The sequence below is a fragment of the Caulobacter sp. BK020 genome, assembly GCF_004342605.1.
Taxonomy (GTDB): Bacteria; Pseudomonadota; Alphaproteobacteria; order Caulobacterales; family Caulobacteraceae; genus Caulobacter.
The window spans coordinates 84,187-106,728 of sequence record NZ_SLZL01000017.1 but is presented as its reverse complement, the minus strand read 5'-3'; the positions used below and the strand labels follow the sequence as shown (position 1 = coordinate 106,728).

Here is a 22,542-nt window from a genome sequence, read left to right as displayed (position 1 = left end):
ACGCTGAGGCACGGTCTTCAAGGACCAAGGATGAAGCCGAGCGCCGTCCGCCGACAACTCTCCTACAGTCTCGTCAACAGACAAGGATGAGGGACCCCGTGCTGATCTCCTCATCCTGAGGTGCGAGGCAAAGCCGAGCCTCGAAGGACGCACCGCATCGCCGCGGCGGGAACGAGCGCGGCGTCGCGGGGGTTTCTGTGGGGTTCCATTCACTCCCCAAAGGAGCATCCCCATGAAAGTCAGCGACGCCATGACCAGCCAGGTCTCCACCGCCGCCCCCACCGACAGCATCCGCAAGGTCGCCCAGGTGATGGCCCACGTCGACAGCGGCGTGGTGCCGGTCGTCGACGGCGGCAAGGTGGTGGGCCTGGTCACCGACCGCGACATCGTCCTGCGCGTGGTCGCCGAGGGCCGCAGCTTCGACAGCCCGGTCTCCGAGGCGATGAGCGAGGGCGAGGTCCAGAGCGTCCGCGAGGACGACGTCCTGGCCGACGCCACCGCCAAGATGGCCAGCCACCAGATCCGCCGCCTGGTCGTCCTCAACGAGGCCGGAAACCTGACCGGCATCCTGTCTCTGGGCGACGTGGCCAAGGACTATGGGGCCAAGCAGGTGGGCAAGACGCTGGAGGAGATTTCGCAGGAGGGCGGCGAGGCGGCGGCGGCTTCTTAAACCTTCTCCCAGAGGGAGAAGGAGGGGCCCGCGCCGTTAGGCGTGGGAGGATGAGGGGTTACGCTGTCAACGGAGCGCCGGCACGCCGTCGGACGCCTTCACCCCTCACCCTCCCATGCTTCGCATGGGCCCCTCCCTCTCCCCTCCGGGAGAGGGCGAAAAGAAAAAGGGCGGCCCCGCGAGGGGCCGCCCTTTCCGTATTTGGAGTTCGAAACCCGCCTACACCAGCGAGCTGTCGATGCCCTTGCAGGCTTCCATAAGGCCCTTCACCGACTCGACGGACTTGGCGAACATCGCCTTTTCCGCGTCGTTGGTTTCGAACTCGATGACCTTCTCCGCGCCGCCGGCGCCGATCAGCACGGGCACGCCGACATAGAGGCCGTCCAGGCCGTACTGGCCGGTCAGGAAGGTCGCGCACGGCAGGACGCGCTTCTTGTCCTTCAGGTAGCTGGTGGCCATGGCGATGGCGCTTTCGGCCGGGGCGTAGAAGGCCGAGCCGGTCTTCAGCAGGGCGACGATCTCGCCGCCGCCCTTGCGGGTGCGGTCGACGATGGCGTCCAGCTTTTCCTGGGTCAGCCAGCCTTGCTTGACCAGTTCCGGCAGCGGCAGGCCGCCGACGGTCGAGTGACGGACCATCGGCACCATGTCGTCGCCGTGGCCGCCCAGGGTCCAGGCGTGGATGTCTTCCACCGACACGCCGGTGGCCTCGGCCAGGAAGTAGGCGAAGCGCGCCGAGTCCAGGACGCCGGCCATGCCGATGACCTTTTCCTTGGGCAGGCCCGAGAACTGCTGCAGCGCCCAGACCATGGCGTCCAGCGGGTTGGTGATGCAGATGACGAAGGCGTTGGGAGCATGGGCCTTGATGCCCTCGCCGACGGCCTTCATGACCTTCAGGTTGATGCCCAGCAGGTCGTCGCGGCTCATGCCCGGCTTGCGCGGCACGCCGGCCGTGACGATGCAGACGTCGGCGCCGGCGATGTCGGCATAGTCGTTGACGCCCTTCAGGGCGACGTCCTTGCCGAACACGGCCGAGGCTTCGGCGATGTCCAGGGCCTTGCCCTGCGGGGTGCCTTCGGCGATGTCGAACAGCAGGATGTCGCCCAGCTCCTCGCGCGCGGCGATGTGGGCCAGGGTGCCGCCGATCATGCCGGCGCCGATGAGGGCGATCTTCGCGCGAGCCATGGGGTCTCCGTCAAGGCTGTGGACGATGAATGTCGGGGCGCGGTCTACGCCCGCTGCGGTTCAGTCTCAAGCCCTCTTTCCCGTTTCGCCGCGGTGCGGCAAGACTGCCTGAACGGCGATAAGGAGGTGCGGGGATGAGCAAGACCGATCCGGGGCGCTTCTTCGAGGACTTCCGGCCGGGCCAGGTGATCGTCCACGCCACGCCGCGCACCATAACCGCCGGCGACGTGGCGCTGTACACGGCGCTATACGGGCCGCGTTTCGCGCTGTTCTCGTCCGACGTCTTCGCGCGCGACTGCGGCCTGGAGACGGCCCCCGTCGACCCGCTGGTCGCCTTCCACGTCGTGTTCGGTAAGACCGTGCCCGACATCAGCCTGAACGCCGTGGCCAACCTCGGCTACGCCGAGGGCCGGTTCCTGGCCCCCGTGCATGTCGGCGACACCCTGTCGGCACGGTCCGAGGTGATCGGGCTGAAGGAGAACTCGAACGGCAAGACCGGCGTCGTCCATGTCCGCACCACCGGCGTCAACCAGCGGGGCGTGGCGGTGCTGAGCTATGTGCGCTGGGTGATGGTGAGGAAGCGCGACGCGGCCGCGACGGTCGAGGCGTCGTCGGTTCCGCCGCTGGCCGAAGCCGTGGCCGCCAGCGACCTGACCCCGCCGCCGGGCCTGGACTTCAGGCGCTACGACTTCGCCCACGCCGGCGCCGCGCACGCCTACGAGGACTATGCGGTCGGCGAGAAGATCGACCATGTCGACGGCATGGTGGTCGAGGAGGCCGAGGCCCAGATGGCCACGCGGCTGTGGCAGAACACCGCCAAGGTGCACTTCAACCAGTTCCAACGCGCGAAAGACCCGTCCGGCCGGCGGCTGGTCTATGGCGGGGTGGTGATCTCGACCGCCAAGGCGCTGTCGTTCAACGGCCTGCAGAACGCCGGCCTAGTCCTGGCCATCAACGGCGGGCGCCATGTCAGCCCCTACCACGCCGGCGGCACGGTGTTCGCCTGGTCGCAGGTGCTGGACAAGGCCGAGCTGTCGCCGACGGTCGGGGCCCTGCGCCTGCGGCTGGTGGCGACGGTGGACCGGCCCTGCGCCGACTTTCCCGACAAGGACGAGACCGGGGCCTATGCGCCCGGCGTGATCCTCGACTTCGACCATTGGGCGGCGGTTCCGAAGCGTGGCTGAGTTCGTCCTCGACCCGGCCTTCGTGGCCACCTCCGCGCCGCTGGGCGACCTGCCGCTGTGCCACGCCCGCCTGCAGCTGGACGCCCGCTATCCCTGGCTGGTGCTGATCCCGCGCCTGGCCGAGCTGCGCGAGCTGGAGGATTTGGCCCCGGTCGATCGCGCCCGGCTGATGGAGGAGACGGTGCTGGCCGGCGCCGCCGTCCGCGCCGTCGCGCAGGCGCTAGACCTGGCGGTCGACAAGCTCAATGTCGGCGCCCTGGGCAATGTCACGCCGCAGCTGCACGTCCATGTGCTGGGCCGGCGGGTCGCCGATCCGGCCTGGCCGGGTCCGGTCTGGGGCCATTCGCCGGGCGAGGCCTATGGGGCGCTGGAGCTGGAGCGGGCGATCGCGGCGGCGAAGGCGGCTTTGTCCGTCCAGGACTAGCGGCGCTTCTTCCGGCTCGATCCCTTGGCCGCCTTGCCCTTTCCCTTGGCCTTGCGCGAGGTCACGGCCTTGCCCTTGCCGCTCTTCTTGCCCTTGGTCGCGGTCGCCTTGCCCTTGCCGGCCTTGCGGGCGGCGGCGGCGCACCTGGCCTTGGCGGCCTTCAGGGCCTTGCCCTTCTTGCCCCGGGTCGAGCAGGCCGGGACCTTGGACGGCGCGGCGGCCGCCAAACGCGGCGGAGCCGGACGTGCGCCCCAGACGACGGGGCCGCGGCCAACCGGGACATAGCCCGGCGGCACGGTCGCCTGGGCCACGCGGTGGGCGGTGATCGGGATCTCGGTCCCGTTCTCGTTCAGCTTGCCGGTCCACGCCCCGTCGCCGCGTGACGTCAGGTCCAGCGTCGCCGACTGGCCGTACCGCGGCGAGAACCGGGCCAGGAAGCCGCCGCCGGAGCGGTCGAGGCTGTCGATCAGGCCGGTGGAGCCCACGGCGCCGGGGCGGCGCAGGTCGCGCCAGGCGCCTTCCAGGGTGTCGCCGCCGACCTTGTCGACGATCTGCAGCCGGTACAGCGCCACGCCGTCCGCCCCCTCGATCGACCAGCCGCCGTCCAGCGGTCCCTGCAGGCCCTGGGCGGCCAGGATCGAGCCCTTGACCCGCAGGTCGTAGGCCTCGGCCACCGGCACATAGCCGCCCTGCGGGATCGCGTGGCCGGGCAGTTCATCAGGATCGGGCGCCGGGATCGGCAGGACGGTCGGCATGTGCGGCGGCGCCGGGGCCGGGGGCGCGGCGTCCTCCTCGTCGGTGGTCTGGGGGCCGCTCTGGGAGATCAGGTCGGCCAGGGGATCGACGGCCTGGTCGGCCGAGGTCGCGGTATCGGCGGCCGGCGGGGCGGCCACCACGGGCACGGCGTCCGGATCGGCGGCGGGCGCCGGGGCCGGCTGGGCGGGCGGGCTGGCGACGGGCGCGGTCGGAACCGGCGCGGTCACGACCGGCGCCTCCTGCGCCCAGGCCGGGGCGGACAGGACGGGGGCGGTCGAGAGAGCCAGCAGGGAGATCAGGAGCGCGCGCATGAGAGGCTTTGACGGTCTTTCGGGTCTAGGCGGCCGAGCGTTCGGCGATGGCGGCGGCCACCGCCACCAGCCGTTCGGCCTGGGCCAGGTGCAGGCGCTCGGCCATCCTGCCCTCCACCCGCAGAGCGCCCTTGCCAGCGTTCTCCGGGGCGGCGAAGGCGGCGATCACCGCGCGGCTCCAGGCGATCTCGTCGGCGGTGGGCGAGAAGGCGCGGTTGCAGACGTCCAGGTGCTTGGGGTGGATCAGGGTCTTGCCGTCGAAGCCGAAGTCGACGGCCTGGCCGCAGACCGCCTCAAGGGCGGCGAGATCGTCGATGTCGTTGTGCACCCCGTCCAGGATGGTCAGGCCGTGGGCCCGGGCCGCGGCCACCGACAGCGACAGGATCGGCAGGAAGGCCTCGCGACCCGGCGTCTGACGGGCCCGCATTTCCTTGGCCAGGTCGTTGACGCCCATCACCCAGCCGCTCAGCCGGGTGGTGCGTGCGGCGGCGGCGATCTCCCACAGGTGAAAGGCGGCCCTGGCGGTCTCGATCATCGTCCACAGCCGGGTGTGGACCGGGGCGGCGTGCAGGGCGGCCTGGTAGGCGTGGACGTCGGCCGCGTCGTTGACCTTGGGGACGAGAACGGCGTCCGGTCCCGCCTCGGCCACCGCCTTCAGGTCGGCCTCGCCCCAGGGGGTGTCCAGGCCGTTGGTGCGGACGACGATTTCACGCGGGCCGAACCCTCCGGCCTTGACCGCCGCCACGGCCGCCTCGCGGGCGGCGTCCTTCATCTCCGGGGCGACGGCGTCCTCGAGGTCCAGGATGATCACGTCGGCGTCCAGCGTGCGCGCCTTCTCCACCGCCTTGGCGTTGGAGGCGGGCATGTAGAGCGCGCTGCGGCGCGGCCGGGCGAGGTCGGACATGAGGCTCCCGCGAGACGTCTTGCTCTTGCCCTTCCTCTTAAGCACCGGAACGACGCCGCCGGAAGCCGTCACGCGCCGCGACGGTGAAACAGGCCCCAGATTCCCCGGTCGAAATCGCCGGAATGGGGTTAAGCTCGCTCCATGACCACGCGCTATGACGACACCGCCAAGAACGTCCTGGGCCAGGAGCTGCAGCCCTGCTCGCTGAACCCGGTGACCGGCTTCTACCGCAACGGCTGCTGTGAGACGGGGCCGCACGACCTGGGCCTGCACACGGTCTGCGCGGTGATGACCGCCGAGTTCCTGGCCTTTTCGGCGGCCACCGGCAACGACCTGTCGACCCCGCGTCCGGAATACGCCTTCCGCGGTCTGCTGCCCGGCGACCGCTGGTGTCTGTGCGCCGGCCGCTGGAAGGAGGCGCTCGACGCCGGCGTCGCGCCGCAGGTGGTGCTGGAGGCCACCCACGAGGAGATGCTGGCGGTGGTGCCGCTGGGCGTGCTCAAGGACCACGCGGTGGCGTGAGGCCCGTCAATCCAGCGGTTTCAGCTCGCCCAGCATCGTCGGGATCAGCTCCGACACGGTCGGGTGGATGTGCACCGCGCGCTGGATCACCGTGTAGGGCGCCCTGGCGTACATCAGGTCAATCAGGCCGTGGACCGCCTCGTCGCCGTTCAGGCCCAGGATCGCGGCGCCCAGGATCTGTTTGGTCCCGGCGTCGACCACCACTTTCATGAAGCCTTGCGTCTCGCCCTTCTCGACCGCGCGGCCGACGCGGCTCATGGGGCGCCCGCCAACCAGTAGGGGACGGCCCGTGGCGCGGGCCTCGGCCTCGGTCAGGCCGACGCGGCCCAGCGGCGGGTCAATGAACAGGCCGTAGCAGGCGATGCGGTCGCTCACGCGGCGCGGGTCGCCGTCGAGCAGGTTGGCGGCGACGATCTCGAAATCGTTGTAGGCGGTGTGGGTGAAGGCGCCCTTGCCGTTGCAGTCGCCTAAGGCCCAGACGCCGGGATTGCTGGTCTTCAGCTGGTCGTCGACCACCACATAGCCGCGCTTGTCAAGCGCCACCCCGGCCTTGTCCAGGCCCAGGTCGTCGGTGTTGGGCCGGCGGCCGATGGCCAGCAGCACGTGCGAGCCCACCACCTGGGGCGCGCCGTCCTGGCAGGTGACATGGACGCAGACGCCCTCGTCGCGAGGACTGAAGCTGATGCATTCGGCGTTGAGGCGGATGTTCACCCCCTCGGCCTCGAGGATCTGGCGCACCGCGTCGGAGATCTCGGGATCCTCGCGGCCGATCAGGCGCGGGCCCATCTCGACCACCGTCACCTCGGCCCCGAAGCGCCGGTACATCTGGGCGAACTCCAGGCCGATATAGCTGCCGCCGACAATCACCAGGTGCTCGGGCAGGGTCGCGACGTCCATCATGCCGACATTGGTCAGGTAAGAAATCTGGTCCAGCCCCGGCATGTCGGGCGCGTTGGCCCGGCCGCCGACATTGAGGAAGATCTTCGGGGCCGTCAGCAGGTTGTCGCCGACCCGCACGGCGTCAGCGTCCTCGAACCGGGCGTGGCCCCGAAACACCGTGCAGCCCTTCATGCCGCCCAGCCACTTTTCCAGGTTGCCGCGGGCGTTGAGGGTGACGGTGCGGGCCCGGTCGTGGACCTGCTTCATGTCCACCCCGACCTCGCCTTGCAGCACGACGCCGTAGTCGGCCGAACGCCGCGCCAGGTGGGCGGCGTAGGCGCTGGCCACCAGGGTCTTGGTCGGCATGCAGCCGGTGTTGACGCAGGTCCCGCCCACGTCCTGGCGCTCGACCAGGGCGACGGTCCAGCCGGCGGCGGTCAGGCGTCCGGCCAGGGACGGTCCCGCCTGGCCGGCCCCGATGATGATGGCGTCGAAGCGCCGCGTCCTAGAATTGGGGGCGGCCATGGTCAAAGGGCCGAGATGATCAGGGCGGCGCCGCCGATCGCGACCACGTCTTCCAGCAGGCCGGCCGGCAGGTCCTTGCCGAACGCTCGGGCCAGACGGCCGCGCGCCTCCGCCCCGCCCAGCGTGCCGATCACGGCGCCGACAGCGCCGGCGACGGCTCCACCGATCCAGGCGTTCTGGGCCATGCCGATCGCCGCGCCGCAGAACGCGCCGCTGACGATCCGCGCGCCGAACTGCATCGGGACCTTGCGGCTGGGGGTCTTGGGCAACTGGTCGCCGACCAGTTCCAGCCCGGCCAGGGCGATGAACACCCAGGGCGCGACCGCGCCGCCCAGCCAGGCCAGCGGCCCGCCTTGTAGCGGGATCAGGCCCAGGTGCGCGCCCCAGGCGACGGCGGCCGGCGCGGTCATGGCCCGCAGGCCGGCGACGATCCCGATCAGCAGGGCCAGCAAATAGAGCGACATGCGGGTCTCCGGGCGTTCGAGCGCCGCCGTGATCTGGCGCGCGGTCCGATCAAACCGCAAGGACGAACGCGGTTCTTGGACGTTTCGGTTTCGGCCGTCAGCCCAGCGGGAATTCCGCTTCCAGGCGGTAGAGCGATCCCTGCTTGGTCCGCCAGCTGGAATAGAGCCCGAAGCGGTCCACCCGGAACGGCGGCGAGCGCAGCAGGTTGTGGCCCTGGATCCAGGCGGCGACCTCCGGGACCGGCGGGCGCTTCAGATAGGCCAGGGTGACATGCGGCCGGTAGGCCCGGGTCTCGGGCGCCAGACCGGCCTGGCGGACGGCGGCCTCGTTGGCGTGCTGCAGGCGGCTCAGTCCAGGACTGTCCTCGACCCCGGCCCAGACCGCGTGGATGTCCTGGCCCTCGCCGAAATGGCCGGCCCCGGCCAGGCGCAGGTCGAAGGCTGGGGCCTCGATCCTGGCCAGCGCCTCGGTCAGGTCGGCGGCGTCGGGTTCGGGCACGTCGCCGACGAAGCGCAGGGTGATGTGGAACGCCTCGACCGGCCGCCACTTGGCGCCGTCGATGCCGTACTGGCGCGGGACCAGGTCTTCGGCGAGGTCGCGGGGGATGGCGATGGCGGTGAACAGGCGGATCATGGATGGGGTTCTAACACGGCTGGGGACAGGCGCATGCGCCTGTCCCCAATCCGCGCACGATCAGGGACAAGGATTCGGCTGCAACGCGTGCAGGGCGTTGACCGCCTTTTCCATCTCCTCGGTCCAGGTCAGGTCGAAGGCGGCGATGTCGGTCTTCAGCTGGTCCATCGACGTTGCGCCGATGATGGTGGCGGTGACAAACTCACGGGTGTCGCAGAACTTCAGCGCCAGTTGGGCCGGGTCGACGCCGAAATGGGCGGCCAGCTCCACATAGCCGCGGATCGCCGGCTCGGCCCCCGGACCCTCATAGCGCTGCATGCGGTTGTAGAGCGCCTTGCGCGAACCCTCGGGCAGCTTGCCGTCCAGGTACTTGCCGGTCAGCTGGCCCTGGGCCAGGGGTGAATAGGCCAGCAGGCCCACCTGCTCGCGCATGGCGATCTCGGCCAGACCGTATTCGAAGGTGCGGTTGGCCAGGTGGTAGGCGTTCTGGATCGAGGCGATGCGCGGCAGGCCTTTCGTTTCGCTTTCGGCCAGGAAGCGCATCACGCCCCAGGGGAGCTCGTTCGAGACGCCGATCGCGCGGATCGTCCCCTTCTTCACATGGGCGTCCAGCGCCTTGAGGATGTCGCCGAAGGCCTCGAAGTCCTGCTCGTAGTCCTTGAAGGTCTGGCCGCCGAACACCCGCACCGGGCGGTCGGGCCAATGCAGCTGGTAGAGGTCCAGATAGTCGGTCTGCAGGCGTCGCAGCGACTGCTCGACCGCATAGTCGATCTGGGCCCTGGTCTGGCGGGTGGCGCCGCCGTCCGGCCGCATCCACGACAGGCCGCCGAACGCCGCGCCGCGGCCGGCCACCTTGGAGGCCAGGACGATCTCGTGTCGCTTGCCGGTCTTCTTCAGCCATGACCCGATATGGCGCTCGGTGCTGCCTTGGGTCTCGGGACTGGGCGGGCTGGCGTACATCTCGGCGGTGTCCCAGAAGGTGACGCCCTGGCCCAGGGCGTAGTCCATCTGCTGGTGGGCCTCCGCCTCGCTGTTCTGCGAGCCCCAGGTCATGGTGCCCAGGCAGCAGCGCGAGACTTGGATGCCAGTCCGGCCGAGTTCGACGTAATCCATGGGGCCTCTTTCAAAGGATGTGCCCGGTCCATCTTAAGGACGTCGCGCGCCACGAAAAGCGCAACGTCTTGCATGATCCTGGCGTCGCCCCGATATTCGGGAGGCGTCCAAGACGGGCGCGTTGCTTTTCGAAGGGCCTTACCCCGATGAACGACTTCAACCGCGGCTACGCGCGCTCGATCCCCGCGGATCGCGCCGACATGTCGGTTGACGCCGGCCTGCGTAGTTTCATGCTTGGCGTCTACAACAAGGTGGCGCTGGGTCTTCTGCTTTCCGCCGCCCTGGCCTATCTGACGAGCTATTATGAGCCGGTCAGGAGCCTGCTCTATGTGATCACCGTCGACGGCCGGATCGGCTTCACGGGTCTGGGCGTGGCGCTGCGTTTCGCGCCGCTGGTGATGATGCTGGTGGCGATGTTCACCATGCGCAACCCGACCGCCCGTTCGGCGGGCATCCTCTACTGGGCCATCGTGGCCTCGATCGGCGCGGGCCTGGGCCTGTGGTTGCTGCGCTATAACATCCAATCGGTGTTCTCGACCTTCCTGATCACCGCTATCGCCTTCGGCGGCCTCAGCCTGTTCGGCTACACCACCAAGAAGGACCTGACCGGCTTCGGCAGCTTCCTGATCATGGGCCTGATCGGCCTGGTGCTGGCCTCGCTGGCCCAGATGTTCCTGCACCTGCCGGGCCTGAGCTTCATCATCAGCATCCTGGGCGTGTTCATCTTCGCGGGCCTGATCGCCTACGACACCCAGAACCTGAAGATGAGCTACTACCAGATGGGCGGCGACAAGCAGTCGATGGCGGTGGCCACCAACTACGGCGCGCTGAACCTCTATCTGAACTTCATCAACCTGTTCCAGTTCCTGCTCAGCATCTTCGGCTCGCGCCGCTAGACCCGGGTCCAGGCCTGAACAACGAAGCCCCGGCGGGAGACCGCCGGGGCTTTTTGCTAGGGGTCCTGCGTCCTTCGAGGCTTCGCTTTGCTACGCACCTCAGGATGAGGAATGCAGCAATAGCGCACCTCATCCTGAGGCGCCCGCGCAGCGGGCCTCGAAGGACGCAGGGCGGCTTTAATCCACCACCTTGAACCGGCCCTTGTCGAACATCCGCAGCACCTGGGCCAGGTCGTGGCCGCGCTTTAGGGTCAGGCCGCCCTGGCCGATCACCGCCCATTCGCCCTGCTTGCGGGCCAGGGCGGGGCGTTTCTCGATGCGGTAGAGCGGCGCCTCGGCCGCGTGGCGGAACACCGAGAACACCGCATGGTCGGCCGTCCCGGCCATGCCGTAGTCGCGCCATTCGCCCGCCGCGACCATCCGGCCATACAGCCGCAGGAGCTGGTCGATCTCGCGACGCTCGAAGAAAACGACGCCGGCGGCAGGGCGGGAATCCAGGGCCATCAATCGAATCCTAACCCCAAATCAGGCTCCGACGCGAGCGCCGCCGTGTCGGCGACCCGCGATGTTGCAGCGGCGCTACAGCCACGCTTGATAATGCCAGCCCGGTCGGGCTGGACACGAAATGACCTTAATTTGGACCCGTCGCCGCCCGCTTGCCTCGCCATCTTGAGGCTGTCGGCTGATCGGACATCCTGCGGTTCAGGATCCTGAACAGCCCCCCCAGCCCCCTTGATCGTGGGCCGGTCGGCCGACAGACAGCCCTCTGAACTATCCCGCTTGAGAACCCCGCGTGGCGCCCCTCTCCACGCGGGGTTTTCGCGTGCGCGTCACCCGGTTGGCTAGTGACACACGCCGGACACGAACCGCCGCGAAACGACCTTGATCACGCCCTGCGAGCGCCGGCTTGGCCCGTCATAAGATCACTGTCGGCTGATCGGACGTCCCGCTTCGGATCCTGATTGCCCCCCAGCCCCCGACCCGGGCTCCGGTCGGCCGACGGTCTAGATATTCCCCCTCCCCCTAAGAGGTCCGCGCGGCGTCCCCTCCCCGCGCGGACCTTTCTTTATGGGGCGGAGCCTACTTCTCCGCGGGTTCCTGCAGCACCCCGATCACCCGGCCCCCCTTGGCGCCCTGGACCAGGATCACGGTCTTCAGCGCCTCGTCGCTGGCGGCCGGCAGGCGGTACAGCCGCGGTCGGCCGTTCCAGGGACCCAGGCGGACCAGCTCGCGCACCACGTTGCGGTGGATCAGGGTCTGGCCGCGGTTGTCGCCGCGCTTGACGGCGATGTCCTGCTCGCGCGGATCGTACCGCACCAGCCAGACCTCGCCCCCGCCGCGCGGCGCGGGCCCCGACCCGACCGCGACGCGCGTCCCGTCGCCGACGAATTCCATGTCCGGCGGATTGGCGGGGGCCTTGGCGGCGTCCTTGACCAGGGTCTCGACGGCCTCGGCCTTGGCGCCGGAGGCCTGCTGGCGGCCGGCGACCACCACCTGCGGGGTCGGCACGTCGCGCAGCGAGAACTTGGTGGCGTAGGCCCGCTGGCGGGCCGCGAAGGCCGGCTTGGCGAAGGTGTCGGTCCAGCCCAGATAGTCCCAGTAGTCGACGGAATAGGTCAGGGCCAGAACGCCCTTTTCGTCGGCCATCTCGGCGACGACCTGATTGGCCTTGCCGCAGGATGAGCAACCTTGGGCCGTGAACAGCTCGACGACCACCGGCGGTTTCGCGGCGAGGGCGGGCGCGGCTGAAAAGCCCGCGAGGGTGGTGAGAACAACGGAGAGCAGGGCCTGACGCATGTGCGGGGCACTTAAGCCAAGATCGCGGAGGATGGCCGTTCACGAGGCCGTGAAGGCGGATTTTCCGCACAAAAACCGTCAACTGCAGGGTGCGGCAAAGAAAAAGCCGGGCCCTCTCGGACCCGGCTTGATCTGGTCTGGGGCTCGAAGCCCCGAACCGCGATGCGCTAGTCGGCCTTGGCCAGGTTGCGCAGCACGTAGTTCAGCACGCCGCCGTTCTTGAAGTACTCAAGCTCGGTCGGGGTGTCGATGCGGCAGCGAACCGGGAAGCGGGCGATGCGGCCGTCGGTCGGGCGGTAGAGCTCGACGATCAGCTGCTTGCGCGGGGCCAGGTCCTGCAGGCCGCGGATCGAGACGATCTCCTCGCCGGTCAGTTCCAGCTTCTGCCAGCCTTCCTGGACGAACTGCAGGGGCAGCACGCCCATGCCGACCAGGTTCGAACGGTGGATGCGCTCGAAGCTTTCGCAGATCACCGCCCGCACGCCCAGCAGCTTGGTGCCCTTGGCGGCCCAGTCGCGCGACGAACCGGTGCCGTATTCCTTGCCGCCGAACACCACGGCCGGCCGGCCCTCGGCCTGGTACTTCATGGCCGCGTCATAGATCGACATCACCTCGCCCGAGGGGAAGTGCTTGGTCACGCCGCCTTCGATGTCCGGGGTGATCCTGTTGCGGATGCGGATGTTGGCGAACGTGCCGCGCATCATCACCTGGTGGTTGCCGCGACGGGCGCCGTAGCCGTTGAAGTCCAGCGGGTCGACGCCGTGGTCGATCAGGTACTGGCCAGCGGGGCTGGTCTTCTTGATCGAGCCGGCCGGGCTGATGTGGTCGGTGGTGATCGAGTCGCCGAACACCGCCAGGACGCGGGCTTCGACAATGTCGGTGACCGGGGTCGGGGTCATCGACATGTTGGGGAAGTAGGGCGGGTTCTGGACGTAGGTCGAGTCGCCTTCCCAGGCGTAGGTCTGGCCGCCGGTGATCTTGATCCCCTGCCAGTTCTTGTCGCCCTTGAAGACGTCGCCATAGCGGCTGGCGAACATCTTTTCGGTGACCGACTTGCGCTGCAGGGCGGCGATGTCCTCGTTCGAGGGCCAGATGTCCTTCAGGAAGACGTCGGCGCCCTTCTTGTCCTGGCCGATCGGCTGGCTGGTCAGGTCGATCTTCATCGAGCCGGCCAAGGCGTAGGCCACCACCAGCGGCGGCGAGGCCAGGTAGTTGGCGCGGACGTCCGGGTTCACCCGGCCTTCGAAGTTGCGGTTGCCCGACAGCACCGAGCAGGCCACCAGGTCGGCCTCGTTGACGGCCTTGCTGATGTTCTCCGGCAGCGGGCCGGAGTTGCCGATGCAGGTGGTGCAGCCATAGCCGACCAGGTTGAAGCCCAGGGCGTCCAGGTGCTTGGTCAGGCCGGCCTTCTGCAGATAGTCGGTGACCACCTGCGAGCCGGGGGCCAGCGAGGTCTTCACCCACGGCTTGACCTTCAGGCCCTTGGCGACCGCGTTCTTGGCCAGCAGGCCGGCGGCGATCAGCACCGAGGGGTTGGAGGTGTTGGTGCAGCTGGTGATGGCCGCGATGACCACGTCGCCGTGGCCGACGTCGAAGTTCTCGCCTTCGACCGGCACGCGGGCGTTCGGCGCTTCGGCCTTGCCGAACTCACCGGCCAGCGACTCGGCGAACTTGCCGGCGGCCTCGGTCAGCAGCACGCGGTCCTGCGGGCGCTTGGGGCCGGCCAGCGACGGCAGCACGGTCGACAGGTCCAGCTCCAGGGTGTCGGTGAAGGTCGGCTCGGCGACGCCGGGCTCCCACCACAGGCCCTGTTCCTTGGCGTAGGCTTCCACCAGGGCGACGCGTTCCGGCGCGCGGCCGGTGCCCTTCAGATAGGCCACGGTCGAGGCGCTGATCGGGAAGAAGCCACAGGTGGCGCCGTATTCCGGAGCCATGTTGGCGATGGTCGCCTGGTCTTCCAGGGTCAGGTTGGCCAGGGCGTCGCCGTAGAATTCGACGAACTTGCCGACCACGCCCTTCTTGCGCAGCATCTGGGTGACGGTCAGCACCAGGTCGGTGGCGGTCGCGCCTTCGGGCAGGGCGCCGGTCAGCTTGAAGCCGATGACTTCCGGGATCAGCATCGGGATCGGCTGGCCCAGCATCGCGGCCTCGGCCTCGATGCCGCCCACGCCCCAGCCCAGGACCGACAGGCCGTTGACCATGGTGGTGTGGCTGTCGGTGCCGACCACGGTGTCGGGATAGGCCACTTCGGCGCCGTCGACCGCGGCGGTCCAGACGGTCTGGGCCAGGTATTCCAGGTTCACCTGGTGGCAGATGCCGGTGCCGGGGGGCACGACGCGGAAGTTGTTGAACGCCGACGAACCCCAGCGCAGGAAGCGATAGCGCTCGATATTGCGCTCATATTCCTTGGCGACGTTCTCGTCATAGGCCTTGGGCGAACCGAAGTTGTCGACCATCACCGAGTGGTCGATGACCAGGTCGACCGGGTTCAGAGGGTTGATCTTGGCCGGGTCCGAGCCCAGGGCGACCATGGCGTCGCGCATGGCGGCCAGATCGACGACGGCCGGAACGCCGGTGAAGTCCTGCATCAGCACCCGCGCCGGGCGGAAGCTGATTTCGTGCTCGACGCCGCCCTTGTTCTCCAGCCAGTTGGCCACGGCCTTGAGATCGGCTTCGTTGACCGAAACGCCGTCTTCGTAGCGCAGCAGGTTCTCCAGCAGCACCTTCATCGACACCGGCAGCTTGCCGGTGTCGGTCAGACCCGCTTCCTCAGCGGCGCGAAGGCTGTAATAGACGTAGGTCTTGCCGCCGACGAGGAGTTCGCGGCGGGTTTTGAGGCTGTCGACTGACGCCATTTGGAAGGATCCCTTCTCTGTCCACGGCCGCCGGAAAACCTCTCCCGGGATCGCGCGATCGAGGCGGACCCACAGCGTCCATCCTCGCGCCGCGTACGCCCCATCCAATGCGGAGGGTGACGGCCGAGGGCTTCTTAGCTGTCGCCGTGAGCAACGTCCATGCACAGGGCAGGGTCTTGAGGGCTTGCGGCCTATGTTGAGAACTATTCGCATCAAGGACTTAGGTCTTGTGCGCGGCGAACGGCGGCTGTTCTCGGGGCTGGACCTGGAGGTCTCGGCGGGCCAGGCCGTGGCCCTGACCGGGCGCAACGGCGCGGGCAAGACCAGCCTGCTGCGGGCCGTGGCCGGACTGCTGCGGCCGGCGGAAGGGACCATCGAATTCGATGGCGAGGCCGGTCCGCTGGAGGCCGAGGCGGCGCGCGCCGAAGCCCTGCACATGGTCGGCCACCACGACGGGCTGAAGTCGACGCGCTCGGCCTGGGAGGAGCTGCTGTTCCAGGCCCGCTGGACGGGCGGGTCGGAGGCCTCGGCCCGCGCCGCGGCGACCCGGCTGGACCTGGACCGCCTGCTCGCGCTGGAGGTCCGCCGCCTGTCGGCCGGCCAGCGACGGCGCGTGGCCCTGGCGCGGCTGCTGGCCAGCCCCCGATCGCTGTGGCTGCTGGACGAGCCGATGGCCCCGCTGGACGCCGGCCATCGCGAGGGCTTCGGGGCCCTGATGGCCGAGCACCTGGCCGGCGGCGGCATGATCCTGGCCGCGGTGCACGATCCCCTGCCCGTGCCCTGCCGGACCATGGAGATCGGGGGATGAAGGCCTTCCTGATCCTGCTGCGCCGCGAGCTGGCCCTGGCCTGGGGCAAGGGCGGCGGTCCGCTGCTGGCCCTGGCCTTCTACGCCTGCGTCGTCACCCTGCTGCCCCTGGCGGCCGGCCGCGCGCCCGAACGGCTGGCTTCACTGGCCCCCGGCATCGCCTGGCTGGCCCTGGCCCTGGCCGCCCTGTTGTCGCTGGAGCGACTGTTCGAACGCGACTTCGAGGACGGGGCGCTGGACCTGCTGGCCCTGGGACCCGCGCCGCTCGAGGCGGTGGCCGTGGCCAAGTGCCTGGCCCACTGGCTGGCGGCCGGCGCGCCCCTGGCCCTGGCGGCCCCGATCGCCGCCCTGGCCCTGGGGGCCTCGACCCAGATCATTCCGCTGCTGATCCCCTGCGCCCTGGCCGGCGGCCTGGCCTTCTCGTTCCTCGGCGGACTGGGGGCGAGCCTGGCCCTGGGCAGCAAGCGCGGCGGCCTGCTGGTGGCGGTGATCGTCCTGCCGCTCTACGTGCCGCCGGTGATCTTCGGGGCGGGAGCCCTGGACGCCCTGGCCGGCGGCCTGCCGTGGACCGGCGGCCTGTTCCTGTTGCTGGCTTACAGCGCGGCGGCCGTGGCCCTGGGCCCGATCGCCATGGCGGCGGCGTGCCGGAACGCGCTGGATTGAAGCAAGGCGGCTGGGGAAACGCCCTTGCGGCGTGTCTCCAGCTCTAGATCGGCCCCGCGCTGGCCGTCACCGGCGGCGCACGTTCGCCCAGCACCACCGCGAAGCTGCCGGCGATGATCATCAGGCCGCCGGCCGCCAGGGCCCAGGTCAGGTGGTCGCCGAACAGCAGCACCCCGACGCAGGCGCCCATCAGCGGCTCGATATTGATGAACACCCCGGCGCTGGCGCTGCCCACCCGGGCCGAGCCGAACTGCCAGGCCGCCGTGGCCAGCAGGGTGCCTAGCACGCCCAGGCCCAGGATGCCGCTCCAGGCCGTCGGCGAAAGATCCAGCTTCGGCGGGCCGTGCATGATCCACGAGATCGGCAGGATGACGGCGGTGGCGACCATCACCGTCACGGCCGGGATGGCCATCTGGTTCGAGACCTTCGGCGCGCGGCGCAGCACGGTCAGCCAGGCCAGGAAGATGAATAGCGACCCCAGGGACAGCGCCACGCCCAGTGGCGAGCCGGCCCCGTCCGGCCTGCCGGCGATCAGGGCGGCGCCGAGGGTCGCGGCGGCTACCCCGCCCCACGAGGCGCGGCTGACCTTCTCGCCCAGCAGCTTGGCCGCGATGGCGATAAGGGCCGGCATGGCCCCGACCAGCAGGGCCGCCAGGGTGACGCTGACATGGGCCAGGCCCTCGAACTGCACCATGAAGGCCACGCCGTAGAGCGCGCCCGCCAACAAGATCGCGGGCGAGGCGAACAGGGCGCGGGCCTCCGCCGTGCGCAGGGCGAACGGCGCGGCGACCACCGCCGCCACGGCGAAGCGCAGCAGCACCATGTGCGCCGCGTCGGTCTCGCGCAGCACCAGCTTGCCGAGCGGAAAGCCCAGGCCCCAGCAGACGCCGGCGACGATCAGGGCGAGGAAGGCGAAACGTTTGGCGGTTCTGGGCATGGACCGGGCTTCTATCCTTATTCGCAAGGGCCGAGGGGAGCCGAAACCGCTCCCGGGGCGAAAACCTCGTCCTTCGACGGGCTCAGGATGAGGTTTTCTTCTGTCAGAGCCTCTGAAATGATCCTCATCCCGAGCTCGTCGAAGGACGAGGACCACGCACGGCCCTGGATTTCGATCCTAGCCCGGCGGCGTGTCAGGACGTGGCGGCAGTCACAGCTTGAGGCCGAAGCGCGGTCCGATCGCCGTCATCGTCAGATAGAGACCGACGGTGATCGCGCAACCCAGGCCCAGCGCGATCCAGAAGTTCACGCCCCGCCGCAGCAGGGCCGGCACGATCAGGAACATCGGCAGCGACGGCAGCACGTACCAGAACGTCGCCTCGACATGGGCGGCCATCCGCTTGACGTCGTGGGTGTCGCGCCACAGCCATAGCATGCCCAGGATCGAGACCAGGGGCAGCGAGGCGACCAGGGCGGCGAAGCCCGGCTGCCGCTTGGCGATCTCGGACACCAGGGCGATGATCACGCCGGAGATCGCGGCCTTGGCCAGCAGGTAGAGCATCGCGTCGCCTCCTCAGGGCGTAAAGGTCCCGTACATCGCGTCCTCCGTCAGGACTGCAACATTCCCGGGAGATTCTGACATCCCCGGGTTACACGGAGAATGGAGGTTCGCTTCAGGGATATTTCCACTGGAGCACCTTCATGCGCTTGCAACCGCGCGGCCTGGCCCTGATGGCCGCGGCCGCCCTGACCCTCGCCACCGCGGCGGCCGCCGTCGCCCAGGACGCCCCGCCGCCGGGTCCGCCGCCGATGGCCGACGAGGGTCCCGGCGGTCCGGGCGGCCCGCCGCCGATGATGCGTCACCATCGCCTCGATCCCGAGGCCCAGGCCCAGCATCTGCGCGACGTGCTGCAGCTGCGCGCCGACCAGGACGGAGCGCTGAAGGCCTACATCAGCGCCGTCGCGCCCAGGGACTGGGGCAAGGACCGGCCAAAGCGCGAAGCGGTCGACACGCCGCGCAAGCCGTTGACCACCCCCGAGCGGCTGGACCGCGAGGCCGAGCACCTGGCCCGCGCCCAGGCGCGGCTCGACGCCACCCGCGCCTTCTACGCCGCCCTGTCGCCCAGCCAGAAGAAGGCCTTCGACGCCCTGGGCCCGATGGCGGGCGGCCCTGGCCCGATGATGCGCCGCGTCGAGTTCCGCCACTTCAAGGGCGGGCCGGGCCGGATGCCGGGCAAGCCCCCTCAAGCCGACTAGGGCGGACTAGGTAACCTCCACGATTGCGGGCGCCCTCCAGGTCTTCTAAGGCTCGGGACATGGGCGCCCGTGATCCACATCATCCGCTGGACTTCCTGACCAACCCCGAGCGGTTCATGGCCTTTTCGCGCTGGGCCGCGCCGATGTTCGGGGCGATCGCCACGGTGCTGGCCGCGGTCGGCCTGGTGCTGACCTTCGCCGCGCCCGAGGATTACCAGCAGGGCGACACCGTGCGGATGATGTTCATCCACGTGCCGGCCGCCTCGCTGTCGCTGTTCGTCTATCTTTGCCTGGGCATAGCCAGCTTCCTGGCCCTGGTGTTCCGCCACGCCCTGGCCGACGCCGCCGCCGTGGCCTGCGCGCCGCTGGGCGCGGCCTTCACCGCCCTGGCCCTGGCTACCGGCTCGCTGTGGGGCAAGCCGATGTGGGGGACCTGGTGGGTGTGGGACGCCCGCCTGACCTCGGTGCTGGTCCTGCTGCTGTTCTATCTGGGCTATCTGGCCCTGCGCTCGGCCCTCGAGGACGAGCAGAAGGCGGCCCGCGCCGCCGCCATCCTGGCCCTGGTCGGCCTGATCAACCTGCCGATCGTCAAGTTCTCGGTCGAGTGGTGGAACAGCCTGCACCAGGGCAGCTCCACCCTGTTCGCCAAGCCAGAGAACCGCCTGCCGGCCGTCTACGCCTGGCCGATGCTGGTGATGAGCCTGGCCTATCTGTCGGCCTTCGGGTCGCTGTGGCTGGTGCGGATCCGCGCCCTGGTCTGGCGGCGCAAGGCCCGGGCCCTGGCCTTGCAGCAGGCTGACAACTAGGGATTGGGAGCTAGCGCGATGCACTTCGATTTCGACGCCGGCAAGTACGCGGTCTATGTCTGGCCGGCCTTCGCCCTGACGGCGGGGGCCTTCGTCTGGATGATCGCCGACAGCCTGGCCTCGGCCCGCCGCTGGCGGCGCGAGGCCGAACGGCTGCAGGCGCAGCGGGACGCGAGGACGCCGTGAGGCGCTGGATCGGCTTTGCCCCGCTAATCGTGCTGGTCGGCCTGGCCGTGCTGTTCGCCGGCTATGCGCTCAAGCATGATCCGCATGTCCAGCCCCATGCCCTGGTCGGCAAGCCGGTTCCGGCGGTGGCCCTGCCCGACCTCGACACCGGCGCGATGGTCGCCGTGCGTGACGCGCCGAAGGGGCCGCGGCTGATCAACTTCTTCGCTTCCTGGTGCGCCCCCTGCCGGGTCGAAGCCCCGCAGCTGATGGCCCTGAAGGCCCGGGGCGTCACCCTGGTCGGCGTCGCCTACAAGGACGAGCCGGCCCGCACCCAGGCGTTCCTGGCCGAACTGGGCGATCCGTTCGCCGCCAAGCTGATGGACCGCAACGGCCGGGCCGGCATCGAGTTCGGGGTCACCGGCGTGCCCGAGACCTTCCTGGTCGGAGCCGACGGCGTGATCCTGGCCAAGCACAGCGGGCCCCTGACCGACGCCGACGTCCAGGACATGCTGGGCAAGCTGCGCTAGACGTCAAAAGGCCCGGGCGGCTGCGGCCCGGGCCTCTGGCTTGTTTAGAAGGGCTGCGGCTTAGCAGCGATGGCCCTTGCCGATCTGGCTGCCGGCATAGGCCCCGACGCCAGCGCCCAGCAGGGTGCCGGGGGTGCGGTTGCCGTTCGAGACCGAGTTGCCCAGCAGGCCGCCGGCCACGGCGCCGATGATCGCGCCGGTCGCCTTGCCGCGCTTGCGGTCGGTGCGGCAGCTTTCGTAGCGGTCGTAGCGACGGTCGTAGCGGCTGTCATAGCGCGACTCATAGCGATGGTGGTTGCGGTAGTAGCCGTCGTGGGCCGAGGCGAAGCTCGGGGCCGAAGCCAGGCTCAGGGCGGCCGTGGCGGCGGCGATCATCGAGAGGGTGGTCTTGGTGGCGGTACGCATCGAGTGTCCCTTTCCAGTCAATTCATGGCCGACCAGTTCCGATCCGGTCGATCTTGAGGACACCTTACGCCGCGCCGTCTGAACGGTGTCGACGACCCGACTTTCATCTGGCGTTCAGGTTGGCGGCGGGTTTTCGCCGCTTTTGTCCAGCGGAGCCGCGACCATTAACCGCGCGTTGACCATGCTCGCCGACCTTGCATTAACCATGATAGAGTCGCGTCCATGAGCACGATCCGCCCGACCGGCCTGCCGTCCGTCCCGCCGAGACCCGCCTCGGCGCAGGGCTCGTCGGCGGCTGGCGGCTCTCGCGCGGCGGCGTTCTTCCAGGCGGCGGTCAGCGACGCCGCCGCGGCCCGGCCCGCCGCCCCGCCGATCGCCGTCCAGCTGCAGACCCAGGCTCAGCCGCAGCGTCCGCCGCCGGCCCGGCCGTTCGTCCAGCCGGCCGAACAGCCGCAGAAGATCCTGCGCCCCGGCTCGCTGCTGAACATTCTCGTCTAGGCTAGACCGGCCAGGTTTCCCGACTCATCGCCAGCACCTCGCCGGCCAGGTAGAGCGAACCGCAGATCAGCACGTGCGGCGTCGGTTCCAGGGCCAGCGCCTTGTCGAGCGCCGCCTCGACGCTGTCGCAGGCGTGAGCCCGCAGGCCCGCCAGTTCTGCCGCCGCCGCCGTCTGGGCCGGGCTGGCCGCCGCGTGACCCTCGAAGGTCACGGAAAACACCTTGGCCTTCAGCGGCGCGAACGGCGCGAAGAACCCGGTGGCGTCCTTGTTGGCCAGCAGGCCGGAGATCAGGGCCACGGGCCGTCCGTCGCGCGCCGCCAGTTCGCCCAGGGCCCGGGCCACCGCCTGGCCGGCGTGGGGGTTGTGGCCGCCGTCCAGCCAGAGGTCCGCCCCCGCCGCCCGGGCCCGCTCCGCCAGGGGCCCGGCCGTCAGCCGCTGGAACCGCGCCGGCCAGGTGGTGGCCGCGATCCCCCGGGCCATGGCGGCCTCGTCGACGCGCGGATCGTTCAGGGTCAGCAGGGCCGCCACCGCCAGGCCGGCGTTGGCGAACTGGTGCTCGCCCGGCAGGGACGGGGCCGGCAGGTCCAGCAGCCGGTCCGGCATCTGCACCAGCAGCCGGCCGCGCTCGTTCCAGGCGTCGAAGTCGCGGCCCATCAGGATCAGCGGCGCCTCGAACAGGTCGGCCTCGCGCTCGACGACCCGTTCGGCCTCCTCCTGCTGGCGGGCGGAGACGGCAGGGACGTTGGGCTTGATGATCCCCGCCTTCTCCTGGGCGATCGCCGCCAGGGTGTCGCCCAGGAACTCGCGGTGGTCGATGTCGATCGGCGCGATGACGCTGACCGCCGGCATGACGACATTGGTGGCGTCCAGGATCCCGCCCAGCCCCACCTCGACCAGGCACAGGTCGGCGGGAACCTCGGAGAAGGCCAGGAAGGCCGCGGCGGTGGTGATCTCGAAGAAGGTGATCGGCAAGCCGGCGTTGGCGGCCTCGACCCGCTCCAGCACCTGGGCCAGGTGGTCGTCGGTGATCAGCGTCCCGGCCAGGCGGATGCGTTCGGCGAAGCGCACCAGGTGCGGCGAGGTGAAGACGTGGACCTTCAACCCGGAGGCCTCGGCCATGGCCCGCAGATAGGCGACGGTCGAGCCCTTGCCGTTGGTGCCGGCCACGTGGATCACGGGCGGCAGGCGGTTCTGCGGATCGCCCAGGGCCGCGCACAGCCGCCGCATGCGGTCCAGCGACAGGTCGATCAGCTTGGGATGCAGGGCTTGCAGCCGCGCCAGCGCGGCGTCATGGGCGCGGAGGTGGTCGGTCATCTTATGAAAAGATCCTCCCCCTCTGGGGGAGGGGGACCCCGAAG

Annotated in this window: 26 protein-coding genes; 12 read left to right on the top strand and 14 right to left on the bottom strand. The window is 69.7% G+C overall.

The window, feature by feature from the left end; all coding sequences use genetic code 11:
- Positions 1-232 precede the first annotated feature (232 nt).
- Positions 233-670 carry a CBS domain-containing protein gene (locus EV278_RS18890; RefSeq protein WP_132094923.1) on the top strand — a complete coding sequence of 146 codons (438 nt, stop codon included), beginning with the start codon at positions 233-235 and terminating at the stop codon, positions 668-670.
- A 219-nt stretch (positions 671-889) separates the two neighbouring features.
- Here the strand turns inward: EV278_RS18890 and mdh are convergent, their stop codons facing one another.
- Complete coding sequence (gene mdh / locus EV278_RS18885; protein WP_132094921.1) at positions 890-1,852, bottom strand: malate dehydrogenase; 963 nt, start codon at positions 1,850-1,852, stop codon at positions 890-892.
- Positions 1,853-1,986: 134 nt separating this feature from the next.
- Between mdh and EV278_RS18880 the strand changes: the two genes are divergently transcribed.
- On the top strand, positions 1,987-3,036 hold the full coding sequence (locus tag EV278_RS18880) for a MaoC family dehydratase (RefSeq protein WP_132094919.1): 1,050 nt from the start codon (positions 1,987-1,989) through the stop codon (positions 3,034-3,036).
- Positions 3,029-3,460, top strand: a complete 432-nt coding sequence (locus EV278_RS18875) for an HIT domain-containing protein (protein ID WP_132094917.1) — start codon at positions 3,029-3,031, stop codon at positions 3,458-3,460. The genes EV278_RS18880 and EV278_RS18875 overlap by 8 nt, the downstream gene beginning before the upstream one ends.
- Here the strand turns inward: EV278_RS18875 and EV278_RS18870 are convergent.
- Complete coding sequence (locus tag EV278_RS18870) at positions 3,457-4,527, bottom strand: hypothetical protein (protein ID WP_132094915.1); 1,071 nt, start codon at positions 4,525-4,527, stop codon at positions 3,457-3,459. The genes EV278_RS18875 and EV278_RS18870 overlap by 4 nt on opposite strands.
- Positions 4,528-4,552: 25 nt before the next feature.
- The gene (locus EV278_RS18865; protein ID WP_132094913.1) at positions 4,553-5,431 is read right to left on the bottom strand and encodes a CoA ester lyase; all 879 of its coding nucleotides are present in this window, start codon (positions 5,429-5,431) and stop codon (positions 4,553-4,555) included.
- A gap of 141 nt (positions 5,432-5,572) precedes the next feature.
- On the opposite strand from EV278_RS18865, the gene EV278_RS18860 reads away from it, so the two are divergent.
- On the top strand, positions 5,573-5,953 hold the full coding sequence (locus EV278_RS18860) for a DUF2237 family protein (RefSeq protein ID WP_089930342.1): 381 nt from the start codon (positions 5,573-5,575) through the stop codon (positions 5,951-5,953).
- Between the two features lie 6 nt (positions 5,954-5,959).
- Here EV278_RS18860 and EV278_RS18855 read toward each other — a convergent pair whose 3' ends face one another.
- The 4 genes from EV278_RS18855 to EV278_RS18840 form a co-directional block, all read right to left on the bottom strand.
- Positions 5,960-7,357, bottom strand: a complete 1,398-nt coding sequence (locus EV278_RS18855) for an FAD-containing oxidoreductase (protein WP_132094911.1) — start codon at positions 7,355-7,357, stop codon at positions 5,960-5,962.
- 2 nt (positions 7,358-7,359) lie between these two features.
- A complete protein-coding gene (locus EV278_RS18850; RefSeq protein ID WP_132094909.1) occupies positions 7,360-7,821 on the bottom strand; it encodes a DUF4126 domain-containing protein in 462 nt (153 codons plus the stop codon).
- Positions 7,822-7,918: 97 nt separating this feature from the next.
- A complete protein-coding gene (gene thpR, locus EV278_RS18845; protein ID WP_132094907.1) occupies positions 7,919-8,455 on the bottom strand; it encodes an RNA 2',3'-cyclic phosphodiesterase in 537 nt (178 codons plus the stop codon).
- A gap of 60 nt (positions 8,456-8,515) precedes the next feature.
- On the bottom strand, positions 8,516-9,568 hold the full coding sequence (locus EV278_RS18840) for an aldo/keto reductase (RefSeq protein ID WP_132094905.1): 1,053 nt from the start codon (positions 9,566-9,568) through the stop codon (positions 8,516-8,518).
- Positions 9,569-9,714: 146 nt separating this feature from the next.
- Between EV278_RS18840 and EV278_RS18835 the strand changes: the two genes are divergently transcribed.
- Positions 9,715-10,464 (top strand): Bax inhibitor-1/YccA family protein, encoded by a 750-nt coding sequence (locus EV278_RS18835; protein WP_132094904.1) that lies wholly within the window; start codon positions 9,715-9,717, stop codon positions 10,462-10,464.
- Positions 10,465-10,641: 177 nt separating this feature from the next.
- On the opposite strand, the gene EV278_RS18830 is transcribed toward EV278_RS18835, so the two are convergent.
- The 3 genes from EV278_RS18830 to acnA all read right to left on the bottom strand — a co-directional run bounded on the left by EV278_RS18830 (position 10,642) and on the right by acnA (position 15,116).
- Positions 10,642-10,968, bottom strand: coding sequence for a DUF2794 domain-containing protein (locus EV278_RS18830; RefSeq protein ID WP_132094902.1), 327 nt, complete (start codon positions 10,966-10,968; stop codon positions 10,642-10,644).
- A 576-nt stretch (positions 10,969-11,544) separates the two neighbouring features.
- Positions 11,545-12,261: a DUF1223 domain-containing protein gene (locus tag EV278_RS18825; protein ID WP_132094900.1), complete on the bottom strand. Its 717-nt coding sequence runs from the start codon at positions 12,259-12,261 to the stop codon at positions 11,545-11,547.
- 167 nt (positions 12,262-12,428) lie between these two features.
- Positions 12,429-15,116, bottom strand: a complete 2,688-nt coding sequence (gene acnA, locus EV278_RS18820) for an aconitate hydratase AcnA (RefSeq protein ID WP_132094898.1) — start codon at positions 15,114-15,116, stop codon at positions 12,429-12,431.
- Between the two features lie 193 nt (positions 15,117-15,309).
- On the opposite strand from acnA, the gene ccmA reads away from it, so the two are divergent.
- Together ccmA and ccmB are read left to right on the top strand one after the other, a co-directional pair.
- A complete protein-coding gene (ccmA, locus tag EV278_RS18815) occupies positions 15,310-15,924 on the top strand; it encodes a heme ABC exporter ATP-binding protein CcmA (protein WP_132094896.1) in 615 nt (204 codons plus the stop codon).
- Entirely contained in the window at positions 15,921-16,586 is a 666-nt protein-coding gene (gene ccmB, locus EV278_RS18810; RefSeq protein WP_132094894.1) for a heme exporter protein CcmB, read from the top strand. Before ccmA ends, ccmB begins: the two co-directional genes overlap by 4 nt.
- Before the next feature lie 43 nt (positions 16,587-16,629).
- On the opposite strand, the gene EV278_RS18805 is transcribed toward ccmB, so the two are convergent.
- Entirely contained in the window at positions 16,630-17,523 is an 894-nt protein-coding gene (locus EV278_RS18805; RefSeq protein ID WP_132094892.1) for a DMT family transporter, read from the bottom strand.
- A 210-nt stretch (positions 17,524-17,733) separates the two neighbouring features.
- Positions 17,734-18,084, bottom strand: a complete 351-nt coding sequence (locus tag EV278_RS18800; protein WP_132094890.1) for a DUF3147 family protein — start codon at positions 18,082-18,084, stop codon at positions 17,734-17,736.
- A gap of 140 nt (positions 18,085-18,224) precedes the next feature.
- Here EV278_RS18800 and EV278_RS18795 point away from each other — a divergent pair, with 140 nt between their 5' ends.
- From EV278_RS18795 to EV278_RS18780, 4 genes are read left to right on the top strand one after another with little or no spacing between them, the layout of a single operon-like run.
- Positions 18,225-18,779, top strand: coding sequence for a Spy/CpxP family protein refolding chaperone (locus EV278_RS18795; RefSeq protein ID WP_132094889.1), 555 nt, complete (start codon positions 18,225-18,227; stop codon positions 18,777-18,779).
- Between the two features lie 59 nt (positions 18,780-18,838).
- The gene (gene ccmC, locus EV278_RS18790; protein ID WP_132094887.1) at positions 18,839-19,585 is read left to right on the top strand and encodes a heme ABC transporter permease CcmC; all 747 of its coding nucleotides are present in this window, start codon (positions 18,839-18,841) and stop codon (positions 19,583-19,585) included.
- An 18-nt stretch (positions 19,586-19,603) separates the two neighbouring features.
- A complete protein-coding gene (gene ccmD, locus EV278_RS18785) occupies positions 19,604-19,771 on the top strand; it encodes a heme exporter protein CcmD (protein WP_132094885.1) in 168 nt (55 codons plus the stop codon).
- Positions 19,768-20,280, top strand: a complete 513-nt coding sequence (locus EV278_RS18780; RefSeq protein ID WP_132094883.1) for a DsbE family thiol:disulfide interchange protein — start codon at positions 19,768-19,770, stop codon at positions 20,278-20,280. The genes ccmD and EV278_RS18780 overlap by 4 nt, the downstream gene beginning before the upstream one ends.
- 60 nt (positions 20,281-20,340) lie before the next feature.
- On the opposite strand, the gene EV278_RS18775 is transcribed toward EV278_RS18780, so the two are convergent.
- Positions 20,341-20,685 carry a glycine zipper 2TM domain-containing protein gene (locus EV278_RS18775; protein WP_132094881.1) on the bottom strand — a complete coding sequence of 115 codons (345 nt, stop codon included), beginning with the start codon at positions 20,683-20,685 and terminating at the stop codon, positions 20,341-20,343.
- Between the two features lie 222 nt (positions 20,686-20,907).
- Here EV278_RS18775 and EV278_RS18770 point away from each other — a divergent pair, with 222 nt between their 5' ends.
- Positions 20,908-21,183 (top strand): hypothetical protein, encoded by a 276-nt coding sequence (locus EV278_RS18770; protein ID WP_057187296.1) that lies wholly within the window; start codon positions 20,908-20,910, stop codon positions 21,181-21,183.
- A 1-nt stretch (position 21,184) separates the two neighbouring features.
- Here the strand turns inward: EV278_RS18770 and EV278_RS18765 are convergent, their stop codons facing one another.
- A complete protein-coding gene (locus EV278_RS18765) occupies positions 21,185-22,498 on the bottom strand; it encodes a folylpolyglutamate synthase/dihydrofolate synthase family protein (RefSeq protein ID WP_132094879.1) in 1,314 nt (437 codons plus the stop codon).
- Positions 22,499-22,542: the final 44 nt, after the last annotated feature.

Excerpts from the sequence above, each read along its gene's own strand:
- ccmD (WP_132094885.1), top strand. The coding sequence starts at position 19,604 with ATGCACTTCGATTTCGACGCCGGCAAGTACGCGGTCTATGTCTGGCCG.
- EV278_RS18870 (WP_132094915.1), bottom strand. The coding sequence starts at position 4,527 with ATGCGCGCGCTCCTGATCTCCCTGCTGGCTCTCTCGACCGCCCCCGTC.
- ccmC (WP_132094887.1), top strand. The coding sequence starts at position 18,839 with ATGGGCGCCCGTGATCCACATCATCCGCTGGACTTCCTGACCAACCCC.
- EV278_RS18770 (WP_057187296.1), top strand. The coding sequence starts at position 20,908 with ATGAGCACGATCCGCCCGACCGGCCTGCCGTCCGTCCCGCCGAGACCC.
- EV278_RS18850 (WP_132094909.1), bottom strand. The coding sequence starts at position 7,821 with ATGTCGCTCTATTTGCTGGCCCTGCTGATCGGGATCGTCGCCGGCCTG.
- EV278_RS18795 (WP_132094889.1), top strand. The coding sequence starts at position 18,225 with ATGCGCTTGCAACCGCGCGGCCTGGCCCTGATGGCCGCGGCCGCCCTG.
- EV278_RS18800 (WP_132094890.1), bottom strand. The coding sequence starts at position 18,084 with ATGCTCTACCTGCTGGCCAAGGCCGCGATCTCCGGCGTGATCATCGCC.
- ccmB (WP_132094894.1), top strand. The coding sequence starts at position 15,921 with ATGAAGGCCTTCCTGATCCTGCTGCGCCGCGAGCTGGCCCTGGCCTGG.
- EV278_RS18890 (WP_132094923.1), top strand. The coding sequence starts at position 233 with ATGAAAGTCAGCGACGCCATGACCAGCCAGGTCTCCACCGCCGCCCCC.
- EV278_RS18835 (WP_132094904.1), top strand. The coding sequence starts at position 9,715 with ATGAACGACTTCAACCGCGGCTACGCGCGCTCGATCCCCGCGGATCGC.
- EV278_RS18825 (WP_132094900.1), bottom strand. The coding sequence starts at position 12,261 with ATGCGTCAGGCCCTGCTCTCCGTTGTTCTCACCACCCTCGCGGGCTTT.
- EV278_RS18865 (WP_132094913.1), bottom strand. The coding sequence starts at position 5,431 with ATGTCCGACCTCGCCCGGCCGCGCCGCAGCGCGCTCTACATGCCCGCC.
- mdh (WP_132094921.1), bottom strand. The coding sequence starts at position 1,852 with ATGGCTCGCGCGAAGATCGCCCTCATCGGCGCCGGCATGATCGGCGGC.
- acnA (WP_132094898.1), bottom strand. The coding sequence starts at position 15,116 with ATGGCGTCAGTCGACAGCCTCAAAACCCGCCGCGAACTCCTCGTCGGC.
- EV278_RS18880 (WP_132094919.1), top strand. The coding sequence starts at position 1,987 with ATGAGCAAGACCGATCCGGGGCGCTTCTTCGAGGACTTCCGGCCGGGC.
- EV278_RS18765 (WP_132094879.1), bottom strand. The coding sequence starts at position 22,498 with ATGACCGACCACCTCCGCGCCCATGACGCCGCGCTGGCGCGGCTGCAA.
- thpR (WP_132094907.1), bottom strand. The coding sequence starts at position 8,455 with ATGATCCGCCTGTTCACCGCCATCGCCATCCCCCGCGACCTCGCCGAA.
- EV278_RS18840 (WP_132094905.1), bottom strand. The coding sequence starts at position 9,568 with ATGGATTACGTCGAACTCGGCCGGACTGGCATCCAAGTCTCGCGCTGC.
- EV278_RS18830 (WP_132094902.1), bottom strand. The coding sequence starts at position 10,968 with ATGGCCCTGGATTCCCGCCCTGCCGCCGGCGTCGTTTTCTTCGAGCGT.
- EV278_RS18855 (WP_132094911.1), bottom strand. The coding sequence starts at position 7,357 with ATGGCCGCCCCCAATTCTAGGACGCGGCGCTTCGACGCCATCATCATC.
- EV278_RS18775 (WP_132094881.1), bottom strand. The coding sequence starts at position 20,685 with ATGCGTACCGCCACCAAGACCACCCTCTCGATGATCGCCGCCGCCACG.
- EV278_RS18805 (WP_132094892.1), bottom strand. The coding sequence starts at position 17,523 with ATGCCCAGAACCGCCAAACGTTTCGCCTTCCTCGCCCTGATCGTCGCC.
- ccmA (WP_132094896.1), top strand. The coding sequence starts at position 15,310 with ATGTTGAGAACTATTCGCATCAAGGACTTAGGTCTTGTGCGCGGCGAA.
- EV278_RS18860 (WP_089930342.1), top strand. The coding sequence starts at position 5,573 with ATGACCACGCGCTATGACGACACCGCCAAGAACGTCCTGGGCCAGGAG.